The sequence below is a fragment of the Bacillus cereus genome (assembly GCF_002577405.1).
GTDB lineage: Bacteria > Bacillota > Bacilli > Bacillales > Bacillaceae_G > Bacillus_A > Bacillus_A cereus_AU.
Map to the genome: position 1 here is coordinate 158,913 of NZ_NULR01000013.1, position 16,489 is coordinate 175,401.

The window sequence follows — 16,489 nt, forward strand, 5'->3', positions numbered from 1 at the left end:
TATATTGATAGAAATGAGGGAGATTCGTGAGATTACTAGATTTATTATCAAAAGGAATTGTAATAGGTGACGGTGCGGTTGGAACGTTATTACATTCGCATGGTTTGCAAAGTAGTTTCGAAGAATTGAATATATCTGATCCGGATTTAATTATATCGATTCATAAACAATATGTAGCTGCTGGAGCGGATGTTATTCAAACAAATACGTATGGAGCAAATGAAGCGAAATTACGTATGTATGGTTTAGAAAATCAAGTTATCGAAATTAATAGAGCGGCAGTAAAACTGGCGAAAGCATCTGTGACAGAAAAAAATGCAATCTTAGGAACAATTGGTGGCATGAAACATATTGGAGCTGTTACAACGACTGATATGGAGCGAGAATTTATGCTACTTGAGCAGGCAGGTGCTTTACTAGACGAACAGGTTGATGGATTACTATTAGAAACTTTTTATGATGAATTTGAATTATTGCATGCCGTTAAAGTATTGCGTAAACAAACGAATATTCCGATTGTAGCTCAGTTAGCGTTACATGAGGCAGGTACGACTCAAAATGGAAATGATGTAAATGAAATATTAAAACAGCTTTTAGATTGCGGTGCAAATGTTGTTGGATTGAACTGTCAACTAGGACCGCTTCATATGACGGAAGCTTTCAAAATGATATCGATTCCTCAAAATGGTTACTTGTCAGCATATCCGAATGCAGGTCTCCCAAATTATGTGGAGGGACGTTACGTATATGAGGGAAGTCCAGCATATTTCGAAGCGATGACACCAAAATTTATTGAGCAAGGTATTCGGTTATTGGGTGGTTGTTGTGGCACTACACCGGAACATATTGCAAGTATGAAGCATGCTATTGCGAATATTACACCTGTAATAGAAAAGGACACGATTCAAAGACCAAAAGTAGTTCATACACACGAGAAACGTTCGAAAGCACATGTCACTCTTGCAGAGAAGGCAAAGAAACAAACGACGGTTGTAGTGGAATTAGATCCACCGAAAACGCTAGACACACAGCGATTTTTTGAGGGAGCAAGAGCGTTGAAAAGAGCTGGGGCAGACGCTATTACTCTAGCAGATAATTCATTAGCATCTCCTCGCGTGTCGAATATGGCTATGGGTGCGTTATTAACGAAGCACGATATTCCAGTATTGACGCATTTAACGTGTAGAGATCATAACGTCATTGGACTGCAGTCTCACTTGCTTGGATTATCAGCATTAGGTATGGAAGAAGTGTTAGCTTTAACTGGTGATCCAGCGCGCGTTGGTGATTTTCCAGGTGCAACTTCTGTATATGATTTGTCATCTATCGAGCTCATTAAAATGATTAAAGAGATGAACGACGGTCGTTCTATTTTAGGGAAATCAATTGGTCCGGCAACAAGATTCTCAGTTGGAGGTGCGTTTAATCCACATGTAAGACATTTAAAAGCAGCAGTAAAACGAATGGAACGAAAAATAGATGCCGGAGCAGAATACTTTTTAACACAGCCGATTTATGATGTTGCTTTAATTAAAGAAGTATATGAAGCGACAAAGCATTTGGAACAACCTATTTTTATTGGGATTATGCCATTAGTAAGTAAGCGAAATGCAGATTTTCTTCATTTTGAAGTACCAGGAATTACTCTTCCTGAAGAAATAAGAGAGAGAATGGATGGACATGAAACGAAAGAAGCAGCTATTGAGGAAGGGATTCGTATTTCAGAAGAATTAATTGATGCGGCACTAAAATACTTTAATGGTATATACCTAATCACACCATTTTTAAAATATGAAATTACAGAGCATCTCGTTAAATATGTAAGAGAAAAGCAAGAAGTGAAAGAAGGGATTAATTGATGAAGTGTATAGAAGAGAGATTGCAAAATAACATTTTAATATTAGACGGTGCAATGGGGACAATGATCCAACAAGAAGACTTAACTGCGGAAGATTTTGGGGGAGAAGAGTACGAGGGCTGTAATGAATATTTAGTAGAAACAAGGCCAGATGTAATTTTAAAGATTCATAAAGCTTATATTGAAGCCGGAGCTGACATTATTGAAACAAATACATTTGGTGCGACGAATATTGTATTAAGTGATTATGAGTTGTCTCATTTAGATGAAGAACTAAATGAAAAGGCAGCACTTTTGGCGAAGCAAGCTGTTATAGAAAGCGGGAAGGAAGTATATGTTGCAGGTGCAATGGGGCCGACAACGAAAGCAATCAGTGTTACAGGAGGCGTTACATTTGAAGAACTAATTGAAGCTTATACAAGGCAGGCGAGAGGGTTATTAAGAGGAGAAGTTGATGTATTACTCGTTGAGACGAGTCAAGATATGCGCAACGTGAAAGCTGCTTATATTGGAATTCAAGCAGCTTTTGGAGAACTCAAAAAAACGGTTCCTATTATGATTTCTGGAACGATTGAACCGATGGGAACGACTCTAGCAGGGCAAACAATTGAAGCTTTTTATTTATCGGTAGAGCATATGAAGCCGTTATCTGTTGGATTAAACTGTGCGACTGGTCCGGAGTTTATGAGAGACCATATTCGTTCACTATCTGATTTATCGGAGTGTTACATTTCTTGTTATCCAAATGCAGGTCTTCCCGATGAAGATGGACATTATCATGAATCTCCATCTTCTCTTGCTGAAAAAGTGAAGCGCTTTGCTGAGGAAGGGTGGGTTAATATTATCGGTGGTTGTTGTGGTACAACGCCAGAACATATAAGAGCGATGAAAGAAGCATTAGCATCGCTTAATCCGCGTGAGCACAAAGAACGAGATGGACATGGAATTAGTGGATTAGAGGCATTGCAATATGATGATTCTATGAGACCATTATTTGTAGGTGAAAGAACAAATGTTATTGGTTCACGTAAATTTAAACGATTAGTAGCGGAAGGGAAATTTGAAGAGGCTGCTGAAGTGGCAAGAGCACAAGTGAAGAAAAATGCTCACATTATTGATATTTGTATGGCGGACCCTGATCGTGATGAAATAGAAGATATGGAAAATTTCTTGGCAGAAGTTACGAAAGTGTTAAAAGTACCGATTATGATTGATTCAACAGATGAAAATGTGATGGAGAGAGCCCTTACTTATATTCAAGGAAAAGCTGTTATTAATTCAATTAATTTAGAAGATGGAGAAGAGCGTTTTGAAAAAGTGACGCCGCTTCTTCAGAAATACGGTGCCGCTATAGTTGTAGGAACAATTGATGAAGATGGTATGGCCGTTAGTGCAGAACGAAAGATAGAAATTGCGAAAAGAAGCTATGAGTTACTAACAAAGAAGTATGGTATACGCCCATCTGATATTATTTTTGATGCGCTCGTATTTCCTGTAGGGACAGGTGATGAGGAATATATCGGTTCAGCGGCAGCGACTATTGAAGGTATACGCCTTATTAAAGAAGCGTTACCAGAATGTTTAACGATTTTAGGTGTAAGTAATATATCATTTGGTTTACCGCCAGCTGGCCGTGAAGTATTAAATTCTGTCTTTTTATACCATGCAACGAAAGCAGGATTAGATTACGCAATTGTGAATACGGAAAAATTAGAACGCTATGCGTCAATTCCAGAAGAAGAAAAACGTCTTGCAGATGCGTTACTGTTTGAAACGACGAAAGAGACGTTAGAAGAATTTACAAACTTTTACCGAGTTGCTAAACAGAAAGATGTCGTTGTGCAAGAAACGTTAACTCTAGATGAACGACTAGCAAATTATATTGTAGAAGGTACAAAACAAGGGTTACACGAGGATTTAAGTCTTGCGCTGGAAGAAGGAAGAAAACCTCTTGATATTATAAATGGTCCACTTATGACAGGAATGGATGAAGTGGGACGACTATTTAATAATAATGAGCTTATCGTTGCTGAAGTATTACAAAGTGCTGAAAGTATGAAAGCTGCTGTAAGCTATTTAGAGCCACATATGGAATCTAGCGAAAGTGCGAAAAAAGGGAAGGTATTATTAGCAACTGTAAAAGGTGATGTACATGATATTGGGAAAAACCTCGTTGAAATTATTTTATCGAATAACGGATATGAGATTATTAATTTAGGAATCAATGTACGTTCGGATCGAATCGTCCAAGAAGTACAAGAGAAGAAGCCTGATATTATTGGTCTTTCTGGTTTGCTAGTAAAATCAGCGCAACAAATGGTAACAACTGCTGAAGATTTAAAAGCAGCAAATATCGATATTCCAATTGTTGTAGGTGGCGCAGCGTTAACGAGAAAGTTTACAGATAATCGTATTTCGCCATCATATAAAGGGCTCGTATGTTATGCAAGTGATGCGATGACGGGGCTTGATATTATTAACAAGCTTCAAAAAGAAGAAGAGCGTGAGAAGATGAAACAAGATAAAAAAGAACGCCATCTTCATATCGTAAAAAAAGAAGAGAAGAAAGTAGAAATTCCAGCAGTAATTGAGCCATTACCAAAATCAGCGGTTATGGTGCCAGATTCAACAAAACGAATTGTATTACGTGATGTTCCTGCCCTCCATCTTGCCCCGTTTTTAAATAGACAAATGCTACTTGGACATCACCTTGGATTAAAAGGAAATGTGAAGAAGCTTTTGCGTGAGGGAGATAAAAGAGCGCACGAATTAAATGATTTAATAGACGAGTTATTGCAGGAAGGACAATCTTGGTTAAAACCGAAAGCAGTTTATCAATTTTTCCCAGCGCAAAGCGACGGACAAAACATTGTAATATATGATCCAGAAGATCATACGCGTGTTATAGAGCGCTTTACATTCCCAAGGCAAGGAAAAGCACCATACCGTACTTTAGGGGATTATTTACGCCCAATTGGAGATGAGATGGACTATGTTGCTTTCTTATCTGTTACAGTTGGAGAAGGAGTTCGGGACATCGCTGAAGAGTGGAAGGCGAAGGGTGATTATTTACGTAGTCATGCTATTCAATCGTTAGCGCTTGAATTAGCAGAAGGGCTTGCGGAAAAAACACATATGCTCATTCGTGATCGTTGGGGAATTCCAGACGCACCTGAACTGACGATGGAGGAACGTTTTCGCACGAAATATAGAGGAATACGCGTGTCATTTGGTTATCCAGCATGTCCGGAACTTGCGGATCAAGAAAAATTATTCCGTCTAATTCATCCAGAGGAAATAGGAATTTCATTAACAGAAGGATTTATGATGGAGCCAGAAGCATCTGTAACAGCTATGGTATTTTCTCACCCTGAGGCAAGATATTTTAGTGTATTATAGTCTAGAAGGGGGAGGCGTATGAAAAAAATAGTCTTTACAGGTGGCGGTTCAGCAGGACATGTAACACCTAATTTAGCCATTATTCCACATTTACAAGAACAAAATTGGGACATATCTTACATTGGTTCTCATCAAGGAATTGAGAAAACGATTATAGAAAAGGAAGGCATTCCGTATTATAGTATTTCGAGCGGGAAGCTACGTCGTTATTTTGATTTGAAAAATATAAAAGATCCCTTTCTTGTAATGAAAGGCGTTATGGATGCGTATGTAAGGATTCGAAAATTAAAACCAGATGTGATTTTTTCAAAAGGTGGTTTCGTATCTGTACCAGTCGTAATTGGAGGATGGCTAAATAGAGTACCAGTTTTATTACATGAATCTGATATGACGCCAGGACTAGCAAATAAAATTGCGCTCCGTTTCGCTTCGAAAATATTTGTCACATTTGAAGAAGCAGCGAAACATTTACCAAAAGAAAAAGTAACATATACGGGATCGCCTGTACGTGAAGAAGTACTAACAGGAAATCGAGAAAAAGGTTTAGAGTTTTTAGGTTTTTCACGTAAAAAGCCAGTTATTACAATCATGGGAGGAAGTTTGGGCGCGAAGAAAATTAATGAAACGGTTCGAGATGCGTTACCAGAACTTCTTAAAAAATATCAAATTGTTCATCTTTGCGGAAAAGGTAATCTTGATGAAAGTTTACAAGATAAAGAAGGATATAAACAATTTGAATATGTACATGGAGAGTTACCGGATATATTAGCGGCAACAGATTTTGTTATTTCGCGTGCGGGCTCCAATGCAATTTTTGAGTTTTTAACATTGCAAAAGCCGATGGTTTTAATTCCGTTATCGAAATTTGCAAGCCGTGGAGATCAAATTTTAAATGCTGAATCCTTTGAAAAGCAAGGATATGCATCGGTATTATATGAAGAGGATGTAACGGTGAACTCGCTTATAAAGCATATAGAGGAGCTATCTCATGATAATGAGACGTATAAAACGGCATTAAAAAAATATAATGGAAAAGAAGCAATTAAAACGATCATTCAACATATTTCAGAGGCATGATGAAACAATCATGTCTTTTTTAATAGAGTGAAAGATTCCAAGAATTGATATTTTTATGTTACAATAACAAATGGTTAATAGGGAAATTCCAATTAATGAAGCGTGAAAATACGAATGGATTAGGAGTGACTGTGTTGGAGCTAAGTCTCTATGAAAATACTGCACTTATTATATGCTTTGTGTTGTACGTTGGTAGTGTTATTGTTTATATTTCAAGGAAATTTTCGCAAGAACGAGAGCTTGAAAAGTCAGAAATAACAGCTGAATTAGAAATGTTAGCTGATGAAAGTTATAAAAAGAAAAAAATAAAAGAAGACCATGAAGCATCCCATCATTTAAACGCAAATAAGTTTTAAAGATGGGGATTTTTTTTTGAAGTTGTTCTTTAAACGCTAAAAAGGAGTTTCCCATACATAATTAAGGAGAGTATATAAATGAATTTTTATATCGCCTCAGGATTCAAAAATAAACATCTTGTAAGTTCTATAGCAAATGAACTGAAAAATGCAGGATGGAACCATACATATGATTGGACAAGAAACGAAAGAGCAGTTAATCAAGAACAATTAAGAGAAATTGGTCAGGCAGAAAAGAACGCTATAAAAGAAGCCGATGTCTTTTTGCTTATATTGGATGGCGGAAATGGGAGCCATACAGAGTTTGGAATGGCGATTGCGTTAGAGAAAAAGATATACCTTCATCATGAAGGCAATCCACTCCAAACAACGTTTTATCATTTGCCCGAAGTAAATATTTTTGAAGGAGATGCAGCGGAGTTTGCATCTTATGTTATGAATCATATAGAACAATAGTAATTACCTAAAAGGTTATAAAAGTGATCTTTTGGGTACAGTGATGATAAGAAAAGTATATAAAGGAGTTACATAATATGAAATTAGAAAATGGATGGGAAACGAGCTTTTTAGAAGTGGTACAAAAGAGTGAATTTAAGAAAGATGCGCTTCTTAGCCAATTGCTTTTTGCAGATAGTGAAGAAGTAGAAGAGCTTGTTGATGATTACGGATATGAAGAGATTATTGAACGCGAACATGATGATGAATTAGCAGAAGTGTTAGGTGAAGAACTGTTCAGTGAGATGGAGCGATACGTCTTCTTATCTTCACAACCAGAAGAGAAACTCATTTCATTCGTAAATGGACTAGGTTTTCATGTACTAGATTGGATCGTGCTTCTTGAAACAGAATTTGGCATTGATAGTGCAAACTTTACGTCAGATGCTGTAAAAATGTTAGAAAAGCGTTTCAGACAATTTCCATACATAGAAGAGAAGACGATTTTTGATATGACGTTTGGAGAAGCAATAGATGCATTACAATCTATTACAGGATTACAACTGAAGGAAAAGATGAACGTATAATGAAAAAAGAACGTGAGGATATCACGTTCTTTTTTTACATAATAATAATTTTATCATCTAGTTTTGTTTGCCCAGTAAGAAGTGCGTTTAAATATTCCACTTTTCTTATACAAGCTTGTATATGTCTTTCAACCTCTTGTAACTCTGCTTGGTGATGCGTTTCAATTGGATGAATTTGTACGTTAAATTTCTCGAATTGACTACTATATGTTATTTCTGCATAGCCGCTCATAATATCCGTTTCGTTATGAAATAAAAATTGTTTTGTTTCTTCACAGAATGATACATTTTGAAATCCATATACTTTTAATGCTTCAATTACTTTTTTTATAATTTTTGTATTCATTTTTTAACCCTCTTTACGAAGTTCTACTTATATATTATAACATAAAAAACTACATAGAAAGCGCTTCCAAGTGTATTTTATTATAAACTTTACGTTTCAATCATAAAAATGAAACAAAGAAAAAATAATTGTAAAGAAGGAAGGACTCTTTTATTGTTTCGTCATATATATAGAGAAATAGTGCAAGGAAAGGAAATTTTCCGAAGTTGAGTTCGTATTTCCAATTTGAGCGCAATAAAAGAGGTGAGAATCTTGAACTTTGATATTATAGGACAAAAAGCATATATAAAAGATGGACCGTATCGGAACCGAATTGGAATTGTAAGGAAAAACGAAGAACAATTAAAATCACATTTTGCTATTATAATTGGAGAACAAAGTATTGATATCGAGCTGAAGGATATCGTATTAGTTGGCGTAGACGTAGGACAATTTCATAAATGGTGCGAGCAAAATGGTTATTTGTGAAAGGGACGGGCTGTGAGGTAATAACAATAATTTTAGCAATATAAGAATGAGAGAATACAAGACTGTATTCTCTTTCTCAGTGTTTCAGGAGGCGGGAATGAAGTATAAAGAACAGGAGTTTACATTGGAGTTAAAAGAGTAGATTCAAAGTATGGAAAATGAAATAGAGAGAATATCATTTAAACTTTTTAAAGGTTATTCACATTTATACATAGAAAAAACATGGAACTATTTATGGAACTCATCAGAGATAAAGAAAATCCTTTTGAAACAGGATATTCCTCATCCATTTCGATAGCTGTATTAGATGAAGAAGGAGCGATGATTGAATTTTACACAGTTCCTATCTGGGAAGAAATAAAAAGGGACGCTAACAGTTTTAGGTTAGCGTCCCTTTTATTATGAAGCAATTTCACCAGTTTTTGTATCATCTTGATTGTACGTATCTTGATCTAATTCACCAAGCCATTTACTAGAAATAAGACCTGCTGTCATAGAACCACTTACGTTAAGAGCTGTACGACCCATATCGATCAATGGCTCAACTGAGATAACAAGAGCGACAATACCGATTGGTAAGTTCATTGTAGATAGTACGATTAACGCTGCGAATGTTGCACCGCCACCAACGCCGGCAACACCGAATGAGCTAATAGCAACGACAGCGATTAAAGTTAAAATAAATTGTGGTTGTAATGGATCAATTCCTACAGTCGGAGCGACCATCATTGCAAGCATTGCTGGATAAATACCTGCGCAACCGTTTTGACCGATAGATACCCCGAATGAAGCTGCGAAGTTTGCAATCCCTTCAGAAATACCAAGTTTTTCTTTTTGAGCTTCAATATTTAATGGCATTGTACCAGCACTAGAGCGAGACGTGAATGCAAATGTTAATACAGGGAACACCTTTTTCAAATATTGAATTGGATTTAAACCAGATAGAGCGATTAATAATAAGTGAATAATAAACATTACGATAAGTGCTACGTAAGAGGCTAACACGAAGTTACCAAGTTTTAATATAGCATTTATATCGCTACCAGCAACTGTTTTTGCCATAAGAGCTAATACGCCGTATGGAGTAAGGCGCAAAATTAATGTTACCATGCGCATTACGATTGCATATACAGCATCAAGCATCTTCTTAAATAGCTCTGCTTGTTCTGGGTATTTCCGTTTTACTCCTATAAAGGCAATACCGATAAAGGCCGCAAATATTACAACCGAAATTGTTGATGTAGGACGAGCGCCAGTTAAATCAAGAAATGGATTTGTAGGCAAAAGTTCTAATAATTTATCTGGAATTGTTGTCTTTTCGATAGAAGTAAATCTTTCTTCTACTAATTTCAGACGAGCAGATTCTGCATCTCCTTGTTGTAAGCCTGTTGCTGATACATCAAATCCTGCACTTGCAGCGATACCGACAGCGGCAGCAATTCCTGTAGTAAGAATTAAAATTCCGATAATAAGACCACTGATTTTACCAAGATTTTTCGTTAATTGTAATTTTGTAAAGGCAGAGATAATAGATACTAAAATAAGTGGCATAACGATCATTTGAAGAAATTTTACATAACCGTTACCAATTAAGCCAAACCAGTTATTTGATTCAATAATTACTTGAGAAGTAGGCTCATAAATAAATTGTAAGATAAGACCAAATATAATTCCGACTCCTAAAGCAGTAAATACACGTTTATTAAAAGATACATGCTTACGTTGCATATAATATAATACGCCAACTAAAATGAGCATGACTGCAACGTTAATTCCGACAAGCAGTGTATTCATGTTAATTCCCCCTAATTCCAATCTGTTATATAGAATATAAGGTAATAAAACCTATAAGTCAACTAGGAAATTGCGGAATTAAAAAAAAGATGGCAATTTGCCATCTTTTAATGTCCAGCTCCAGGGACAAGTAAAAACGTCGTGTAGTATGTAAATCCTATGAAGAAAACAGTTAAGTATGCCCCGAATACGTATATATACATACGCTCTGTTAATTTTAAATAGCTTAAAAGTACGAAGAAACCTGTTTGTCCTAAAAATAGTAGTGCAGTCTGTTGCATATCCCCTACGTAAAACATAACCGAGAAAATTCCAGTCCAAAAGCCGAGAACGCGAAACATGCGCTCCATGCAATCTCCCTCCTTTTCTAGAAAAAGTAAAATCTCTCTTCATTATAGTTTATTTTTCTTACTATTGTAAATATTCGTTCATATAAAAAAGAAGCCAATTTCAATGGCTTCTTTTTTATACGAAATTTAAATGGACATTTTATAATTACAAGATTTACATCCATCTAGTAGACTATCGTGCCGAGTTAATTCCATGTTAGGGAATAGGATTTCAAAAATCCCTTTCATCATATCTCCATGCATATTACAAATTTCAGTTGGGTGATGAACAGCAACTTCTTTAAATGGACAATTGTGTACATCATAGAAAATTTTTGTTCCATCTGCACTTAATTCAAAGGCTGGTGATAAGCCAGCTGTTGAGAAAGCTTCTTTTGCGATTTGAACTTTTTGCTCAACTGTCAATGCGTCTTCACTTACATTTAAGCGATGCATATGTTGCTGCATTAATTCGGTCCCAAATTGTTTTCCTGTTTCATATAACGCTTTTTCACCAGCAGCGCCAAGGCTAAGCAGAGAATTGAATGCTATTTTTGCTAATAGTTGATAATCGCGAAACGGAAATTGTAGTTGAATAACATCTTCAGATAGTACATATAATCTGCTTGGTCTTCCGCCTTTACCAGTTTTCTTTGTTTCTGATTTTAGCATATGAACATCCTCTAACTTAGAAAGATGTAAACGTGCTACGTTCGGATGAATGTCAAACTCATCTGCAATTTCTTGTACAGTTACGTAACTATGTTTTTGAGAAATATATTTATAAATGTAATAACGAGTCGGGTCAGATAATACACCTGTAATTTTTAAAGTTTGTTCCATTAGGATCTCCACCTTTATCACTTTATCCAAGATAATAACATTATAATACAGATAAACATGAGTATAGGTAATTTCAGACAATAATTCGGAAATTGTTCATAATTTCACAAACATATTTTTCCTTTTTATTCTGTTGAAAATACAAAAGTTCTAATTTTTCTTGCGTGATTTTTCATGTTATATACATAGTGAGGAGGGAAAAGTGATGAATGGGATCGAAAATTTTGCGAATACGATTTTGAAAGAAGCGTGTAGGGTACAAGCATCGGATTTACATATTGTGCCCCGGCAGAAGGATGTAGTGATTCAACTACGTATAGGAAAAGATTTAATTACAAGACAGTGCATTGAAAAGGAATTTGGAGAAAAACTTGTTTCGCATTTTAAGTTTTTAGCATCTATGGATATAGGTGAGAGGCGGAAGCCACAAAATGGTTCATTGTATTTGCAAATTGATGGACAAGAAGCATATTTACGTCTTTCCACACTTCCAACAGTATATCAAGAAAGTCTTGTTATTCGCCTTCATTTACAAGCATCTGTTCAGCCGTTATCACATCTTTCATTATTTCCAAGTGCGACGAAAAAACTACTCTCTTTTTTACATTATTCACATGGATTACTCGTATTTACTGGACCAACAGGCTCGGGAAAGACAACAACAATGTATGCTTTATTAGAGGTAATTAGAGAAAGGAAAACACGCCGCATCGTTACACTAGAAGATCCAGTTGAAAAGAGAAATGACGATTTATTACAAATTCAAATAAATGAAAAGGCCGGTATCACATATGAGGCGGGATTAAAGGCGGTTTTACGTCATGATCCAGATGTTATTTTAGTCGGTGAAATACGTGATGAAGAAACAGCAAAAATAGCTATAAGAGCAAGTTTGACTGGGCATTTAGTAATGACGACTCTGCATACTAATGATGCGAAAGGAGCGATACTAAGATTTATGGATTATGGCATCAAAAGGCAAGAAATTGAACAATCTTTATTAGCTGTAGCTGCACAGAGGCTTGTTGAATTGAAATGTCCATTTTGCAGAGGGAAGTGCTCCACTTTATGTAAATCAATGAGGCGAGTAAGGCAAGCGAGCGTCTATGAGTTGTTATATGGATCTGAGCTAAAACAAGCAATTAAAGGAGCGGATGGAGAATGCGTTACGTATAAGCATGAAACATTAGAATCTTCGATACGAAAAGGATACGCTTTAGGATTTTTAGAAGAAGATGTTTATGTTTAAGAAAACATGGCGTTTAAGTGAGCAAGTAGTATTGTTGAAAAGGTTAGGAGAACTATTAGAAAAAGGATATTCCCTTTTACAGGCATTAGAATTTTTGCGGTTTCAATTATCTTTAGAAAAGAAAGTGCAATTGCAGCATATGATTGAGGGATTAAAAGATGGAAAAAGTCTACATGATTCTTTTCATCAATTAATGTTTCACCAGGAGATGTTAAGTTATTTATTTTATGCCGAGCAACATGGTGATATTTCTTTTGCATTGCAACAAGGGAGTGCACTACTGTATAAGAAGGATAAGTATAGGAAAGATATGATGAAAATAATGCAGTACCCTATGTTTTTGGTGTTTTTTTTAATGATTATGCTTTTTATTTTTAACCTCATCTTATTACCTCAAGTGGAAATGATTTATAGTTCGTTCGGTTCTACCGCGCCACTACTTACAGAACAAATTTTAAGTGCAATAAAACTGTTACCTAACCTTATTTTTAGCGCTATTTTAATCGTTATTATTGGATGTAGTTTATATATGTTGTATTTTCGGAAACTCTCACCTATTCAAAAGGTGAAAATCATGCTTCGTATGCCCCTCATAAAAACATTTCTCATTTTAAAGCATTCACATTATTTTTCCACTCAATTAAGTGGTTTATTAAACGGCGGACTATCAGTGTTCGAAGCTTTAACAATAATGATGGAGCAAAAATATCATCCGTTCTTTCAGTATGAAGCGAGTCGGATTGAAAGACAATTAATTGCAGGAGAACCGTTACAGTCTATTATTGCTAAAAGTGGTTATTACGAGAAAGAACTTTCTTATGTTATTACACATGGACAAGCGAACGGCAATTTAGCGATTGAATTAGGTGACTATAGCGATCTTATTATAGAAAAGATGGAACAAAAAATTAAACGTATATTAGTTATCATTCAACCGATTTTATTTACATGTATTGGAGGAATCGTCGTCCTTATGTATTTAGCGATGATTATGCCAATGTTTCAAATGATGAATTCTATTTAGGAGGCATTTACATGCAGAATGAGGAAGGATTTACTCTGTTAGAAATGCTATTAGTTATGGTTGTCATAACTGTATTATTACTATTAATTATTCCGAATGTAGTTACACAGCGCTCATCGGTTCAAGGAAAAGGATGTACGGCCTACGTGAAGTCTATAGAAGCACAAATACAAGTATACCAATTACAACATAATAAAATTCCTTCGTTAAAAGAATTAACAGATGGAAAGTATATTACAGCTGATAAGTGTCCAAATGGTGAATCTATTCATATTTCAGATGATGGCACAGTATCAATTAGGGCATTGTGAAACAAAAAGGATTTACTCTGTTAGAAATGTTACTCGTTTTATTTGCTATTTCTGTATTAAGTATAGTTACGTATTTTAACGTTCAGTCATTATATGAAAGACAAAAAATCGAACAATTTTTGAGACAGTTTTCGAATGATATATTATATATGCAGCAATTAGCGATAAACCGTCAAAAACACTATACATTACGATGGCATAAAGAGAAAAATATGTATTATATAAGGGAATCAGGTACGAAGCATTTTATCGTCAAGAGGGACTATGATAATGATATGCAGATTGATTTGCATACGTTTCCAAATCCAATGACATATAATCCGAGCGGGAATATTAACAGAGGTGGTACGATTTTACTTTCATATCGAAATTATAAATATGAAATTGTATTTCAGCTTGGAAGAGGGAGATTTACGTATCGTGAAATGCCAAAAAGGGTCGATAATGGCGGAAATGCTTGTGGCATTAAGTTTATTAATGATGGCGGTATCGTTACTACTACCGCAAACAGTATTGGTTATGCAAGAAAGAAAAAATATACAAATCCGTTATAAGGCATTTGTATTATTAAAAAAAGAAGCAGCTTTATATATGTACGAGAATGAAGAAAAACGAGTAAAGGAAAAAGTTGTAAATGGAATTATATATTACACATATTGGGGAGGAAATGAAGTTTGTGCTATGTGGAAAGATGTGAAAGAAAGAGCGATGGAACAATGCTTTTATGCAGGCAAAAAAATAAATTAGAAGCGGGCTTTACATTACTAGAAATAATAGTGTGTTTGTTTCTTTTATCGATGTTTTTTTTACTCTTGCCACGTCTTCAGTTTATAGGGATGGAAAATGCACAAAAGGGATTGAGTGATTGGGAGTGGGACGTGTTTTTAGGTCAAGTACAATTGGAGTTCCGTGAAGTATCATTTGGGGAAATTATGACTTTTGAAAATAGAGATAGTGTTTTGCGCTTCCAGCTGCGTAATGGGGATGAAGTGACGTATGAAAAAGAAAATAGTCAACTTATAAGGAAAATAAATATGCGCGGGAGGGAAGTTATATTACAAAAGGTTGGCATGGTTTCGTATAAATTAACCCCTCATTTGTTATCTATATATGTGAAAGATATTAGCGGAAAAACACATGAAGGTGTGGCTGTAAGATACAGCGTAATGGGAATGGATGTATGAGAAACCAAGAGGGGTTTATAATGCCAGGAACAATTATTCTACTTGCTTTATTAACTTCTTTTTTTGTGTACGAAACGAATATGCTGCTTACAGATAAAAATTTTTATATTGAAATAGAGCAAAAGTTATTAATGGATGAACTAATGAATCGAGCAATTACAGATATAAAAGTAGACCTACAGAAAACAGAACAAGATGGTACATTTTTCTTTCAATATGAAAAGGGAGAAGCAAGTGGAAAGTACGGCTTTGAAAATGATATGGTCCTCATTTCATTGCAGTGCAAAATCAAACAGGAAGTTTTCTATACAGTGAGCTTTCGGTATAGAAAAAAGGATGAGAAAATATTCGATTGGATAGAAGGATAATATGTAAAATATATAGATAAAAACCATGATTTTCTATTAGTGAGTGAGGGAATTTCGTAGAAGAAATGGATAAATACAACGATTAAAAGTTTAAATTTTCTCAAATAAGAGAAAGGTAGAAAGAATATGATATATTCATGCTATCCAATCATTTTTTCTAGGGAGATAAGGAAATGACAAATAACAATCAAATAGGTGAACATAAGGAACAAACTATTTTTGATCATAAAGGAAATACGATTATGACAGAGGATAGAGAAATACAAATTATTTCAAAATTCGAAGAACCTCTTATTGTCGTATTAGGGAATGTACTAAGTGATGAAGAGTGTGAAGAATTAATTGAATTGTCTAAAAACAAAATGAAGCGTTCTAAAGTTGGTTCATCACGTGATGTAAATGATATTCGAACGAGTAGCGGTGCATTTTTGGAAGACAACGAGCTTACTTCGAAGATTGAAAAACGAATTTCATCTATCATGAATGTTCCTGTAGCACATGGAGAAGGATTACACATTTTAAATTATGAAGTGGATCAACAATATAAAGCTCACTATGATTATTTTGCGGAACACAGTAGGTCAGCTGCTAATAATCGTATAAGTACTCTTGTGATGTACTTAAATGATGTAGAAGAGGGCGGAGAAACATTCTTTCCGAAATTAAATCTTTCTGTACATCCTAGAAAAGGAATGGCAGTATACTTTGAGTATTTTTATCAAGATCAATCACTAAATGAGCTTACGTTACATGGAGGAGCACCTGTAACGAAAGGCGAGAAATGGATTGCAACGCAGTGGGTGAGAAGAGGTACTTATAAGTAAAAGTGAGTATATTACGTTTTGTTCTTCATTTTATAAG

The 16,489-nt window shown here is 35.2% G+C and carries 18 protein-coding genes and 2 pseudogenes; 16 read left to right on the plus strand and 4 right to left on the minus strand.

The window, feature by feature from the left end; all coding sequences use genetic code 11:
- The first annotated feature begins 26 nt into the window (after nucleotides 1-26).
- The 6 genes from COC96_RS16585 to COC96_RS16610 all read left to right on the plus strand — a co-directional run bounded on the left by COC96_RS16585 (nucleotide 27) and on the right by COC96_RS16610 (nucleotide 7,712).
- Nucleotides 27-1,859 (plus strand): bifunctional homocysteine S-methyltransferase/methylenetetrahydrofolate reductase, encoded by a 1,833-nt coding sequence (locus COC96_RS16585; protein ID WP_098769071.1) that lies wholly within the window; start codon nucleotides 27-29, stop codon nucleotides 1,857-1,859.
- Nucleotides 1,859-5,257 carry a methionine synthase gene (gene metH, locus COC96_RS16590; RefSeq protein ID WP_098769072.1) on the plus strand — a complete coding sequence of 1,133 codons (3,399 nt, stop codon included), beginning with the start codon at nucleotides 1,859-1,861 and terminating at the stop codon, nucleotides 5,255-5,257. The genes COC96_RS16585 and metH overlap by 1 nt, the downstream gene beginning before the upstream one ends.
- A gap of 18 nt (nucleotides 5,258-5,275) precedes the next feature.
- Complete coding sequence (locus COC96_RS16595) at nucleotides 5,276-6,334, plus strand: undecaprenyldiphospho-muramoylpentapeptide beta-N-acetylglucosaminyltransferase (protein ID WP_098268104.1); 1,059 nt, start codon at nucleotides 5,276-5,278, stop codon at nucleotides 6,332-6,334.
- Nucleotides 6,335-6,429: 95 nt separating this feature from the next.
- The gene (locus COC96_RS16600; protein ID WP_097906141.1) at nucleotides 6,430-6,690 is read left to right on the plus strand and encodes a DUF3966 domain-containing protein; all 261 of its coding nucleotides are present in this window, start codon (nucleotides 6,430-6,432) and stop codon (nucleotides 6,688-6,690) included.
- Between the two features lie 78 nt (nucleotides 6,691-6,768).
- Complete coding sequence (locus COC96_RS16605; protein ID WP_098769073.1) at nucleotides 6,769-7,146, plus strand: nucleoside 2-deoxyribosyltransferase; 378 nt, start codon at nucleotides 6,769-6,771, stop codon at nucleotides 7,144-7,146.
- 77 nt (nucleotides 7,147-7,223) lie between these two features.
- The gene (locus COC96_RS16610; protein WP_098268102.1) at nucleotides 7,224-7,712 is read left to right on the plus strand and encodes a hypothetical protein; all 489 of its coding nucleotides are present in this window, start codon (nucleotides 7,224-7,226) and stop codon (nucleotides 7,710-7,712) included.
- Between the two features lie 34 nt (nucleotides 7,713-7,746).
- Here the strand turns inward: COC96_RS16610 and COC96_RS16615 are convergent, their stop codons facing one another.
- Nucleotides 7,747-8,058, minus strand: coding sequence for a hypothetical protein (locus COC96_RS16615; protein ID WP_098268101.1), 312 nt, complete (start codon nucleotides 8,056-8,058; stop codon nucleotides 7,747-7,749).
- 252 nt (nucleotides 8,059-8,310) lie between these two features.
- On the opposite strand from COC96_RS16615, the gene COC96_RS16620 reads away from it, so the two are divergent.
- Both COC96_RS16620 and COC96_RS16625 read left to right on the plus strand, forming a co-directional pair.
- The gene (locus COC96_RS16620) at nucleotides 8,311-8,526 is read left to right on the plus strand and encodes a DUF3912 family protein (RefSeq protein ID WP_141535938.1); all 216 of its coding nucleotides are present in this window, start codon (nucleotides 8,311-8,313) and stop codon (nucleotides 8,524-8,526) included.
- A 151-nt stretch (nucleotides 8,527-8,677) separates the two neighbouring features.
- Nucleotides 8,678-8,880 (plus strand): annotated as a pseudogene (locus COC96_RS16625) (hypothetical protein); the annotation flags it as partial.
- Nucleotides 8,881-8,925: 45 nt separating this feature from the next.
- On the opposite strand, the gene COC96_RS16630 reads toward COC96_RS16625, so the two are convergent.
- From COC96_RS16630 to COC96_RS16640, 3 genes are all read right to left on the minus strand, one after another.
- Nucleotides 8,926-10,320, minus strand: coding sequence for an L-cystine transporter (locus COC96_RS16630; RefSeq protein ID WP_098769074.1), 1,395 nt, complete (start codon nucleotides 10,318-10,320; stop codon nucleotides 8,926-8,928).
- A 107-nt stretch (nucleotides 10,321-10,427) separates the two neighbouring features.
- On the minus strand, nucleotides 10,428-10,670 hold the full coding sequence (locus COC96_RS16635; protein WP_000440721.1) for a DUF2626 domain-containing protein: 243 nt from the start codon (nucleotides 10,668-10,670) through the stop codon (nucleotides 10,428-10,430).
- A 126-nt stretch (nucleotides 10,671-10,796) separates the two neighbouring features.
- Nucleotides 10,797-11,492 carry a helix-turn-helix transcriptional regulator gene (locus COC96_RS16640; RefSeq protein WP_098268099.1) on the minus strand — a complete coding sequence of 232 codons (696 nt, stop codon included), beginning with the start codon at nucleotides 11,490-11,492 and terminating at the stop codon, nucleotides 10,797-10,799.
- A gap of 205 nt (nucleotides 11,493-11,697) precedes the next feature.
- Between COC96_RS16640 and comGA the strand changes: the two genes are divergently transcribed.
- From comGA to COC96_RS16680, 8 genes and pseudogenes are all read left to right on the plus strand, one after another.
- The gene (comGA, locus tag COC96_RS16645) at nucleotides 11,698-12,741 is read left to right on the plus strand and encodes a competence type IV pilus ATPase ComGA (RefSeq protein WP_098268098.1); all 1,044 of its coding nucleotides are present in this window, start codon (nucleotides 11,698-11,700) and stop codon (nucleotides 12,739-12,741) included.
- Entirely contained in the window at nucleotides 12,734-13,765 is a 1,032-nt protein-coding gene (gene comGB, locus COC96_RS16650; protein WP_142340012.1) for a competence type IV pilus assembly protein ComGB, read from the plus strand. The genes comGA and comGB overlap by 8 nt, the downstream gene beginning before the upstream one ends.
- 11 nt (nucleotides 13,766-13,776) lie before the next feature.
- Nucleotides 13,777-14,076 (plus strand): competence type IV pilus major pilin ComGC, encoded by a 300-nt coding sequence (gene comGC, locus COC96_RS16655; RefSeq protein ID WP_098268096.1) that lies wholly within the window; start codon nucleotides 13,777-13,779, stop codon nucleotides 14,074-14,076.
- A pseudogene (gene comGD / locus COC96_RS16660) lies at nucleotides 14,073-14,525 on the plus strand (competence type IV pilus minor pilin ComGD); the annotation flags it as partial. The gene comGC and the pseudogene comGD, both read left to right, overlap by 4 nt.
- Nucleotides 14,521-14,823 carry a competence type IV pilus minor pilin ComGE gene (comGE, locus tag COC96_RS16665; RefSeq protein ID WP_098268094.1) on the plus strand — a complete coding sequence of 101 codons (303 nt, stop codon included), beginning with the start codon at nucleotides 14,521-14,523 and terminating at the stop codon, nucleotides 14,821-14,823. The pseudogene comGD and the gene comGE, both read left to right, overlap by 5 nt.
- Nucleotides 14,793-15,260, plus strand: a complete 468-nt coding sequence (gene comGF, locus COC96_RS16670; RefSeq protein ID WP_098268093.1) for a competence type IV pilus minor pilin ComGF — start codon at nucleotides 14,793-14,795, stop codon at nucleotides 15,258-15,260. Before comGE ends, comGF begins: the two co-directional genes overlap by 31 nt.
- Complete coding sequence (gene comGG, locus COC96_RS16675) at nucleotides 15,257-15,628, plus strand: competence type IV pilus minor pilin ComGG (protein ID WP_098268092.1); 372 nt, start codon at nucleotides 15,257-15,259, stop codon at nucleotides 15,626-15,628. The genes comGF and comGG overlap by 4 nt, the downstream gene beginning before the upstream one ends.
- Before the next feature lie 173 nt (nucleotides 15,629-15,801).
- Nucleotides 15,802-16,452 (plus strand): 2OG-Fe(II) oxygenase, encoded by a 651-nt coding sequence (locus tag COC96_RS16680; RefSeq protein ID WP_098268091.1) that lies wholly within the window; start codon nucleotides 15,802-15,804, stop codon nucleotides 16,450-16,452.
- Nucleotides 16,453-16,489 lie beyond the last annotated feature (37 nt).

What these genes read in the sequence shown, in the direction of transcription:
- metH (WP_098769072.1), top strand. Translation starts at nt 1,859, where the DNA reads ATGAAGTGTATAGAAGAGAGATTGCAAAATAACATTTTAATATTAGAC.
- COC96_RS16595 (WP_098268104.1), top strand. Translation starts at nt 5,276, where the DNA reads ATGAAAAAAATAGTCTTTACAGGTGGCGGTTCAGCAGGACATGTAACA.
- COC96_RS16600 (WP_097906141.1), top strand. Translation starts at nt 6,430, where the DNA reads ATGAAGCGTGAAAATACGAATGGATTAGGAGTGACTGTGTTGGAGCTA.
- COC96_RS16605 (WP_098769073.1), top strand. Translation starts at nt 6,769, where the DNA reads ATGAATTTTTATATCGCCTCAGGATTCAAAAATAAACATCTTGTAAGT.
- COC96_RS16610 (WP_098268102.1), top strand. Translation starts at nt 7,224, where the DNA reads ATGAAATTAGAAAATGGATGGGAAACGAGCTTTTTAGAAGTGGTACAA.
- COC96_RS16615 (WP_098268101.1), bottom strand. Translation starts at nt 8,058, where the DNA reads ATGAATACAAAAATTATAAAAAAAGTAATTGAAGCATTAAAAGTATAT.
- COC96_RS16630 (WP_098769074.1), bottom strand. Translation starts at nt 10,320, where the DNA reads ATGAATACACTGCTTGTCGGAATTAACGTTGCAGTCATGCTCATTTTA.
- COC96_RS16635 (WP_000440721.1), bottom strand. Translation starts at nt 10,670, where the DNA reads ATGGAGCGCATGTTTCGCGTTCTCGGCTTTTGGACTGGAATTTTCTCG.
- COC96_RS16640 (WP_098268099.1), bottom strand. Translation starts at nt 11,492, where the DNA reads ATGGAACAAACTTTAAAAATTACAGGTGTATTATCTGACCCGACTCGT.
- comGA (WP_098268098.1), top strand. Translation starts at nt 11,698, where the DNA reads ATGAATGGGATCGAAAATTTTGCGAATACGATTTTGAAAGAAGCGTGT.
- comGB (WP_142340012.1), top strand. Translation starts at nt 12,734, where the DNA reads ATGTTTAAGAAAACATGGCGTTTAAGTGAGCAAGTAGTATTGTTGAAA.
- comGC (WP_098268096.1), top strand. Translation starts at nt 13,777, where the DNA reads ATGCAGAATGAGGAAGGATTTACTCTGTTAGAAATGCTATTAGTTATG.
- comGE (WP_098268094.1), top strand. Translation starts at nt 14,521, where the DNA reads ATGGCGGAAATGCTTGTGGCATTAAGTTTATTAATGATGGCGGTATCG.
- comGF (WP_098268093.1), top strand. Translation starts at nt 14,793, where the DNA reads ATGCTTTTATGCAGGCAAAAAAATAAATTAGAAGCGGGCTTTACATTA.
- comGG (WP_098268092.1), top strand. Translation starts at nt 15,257, where the DNA reads ATGAGAAACCAAGAGGGGTTTATAATGCCAGGAACAATTATTCTACTT.
- COC96_RS16680 (WP_098268091.1), top strand. Translation starts at nt 15,802, where the DNA reads ATGACAAATAACAATCAAATAGGTGAACATAAGGAACAAACTATTTTT.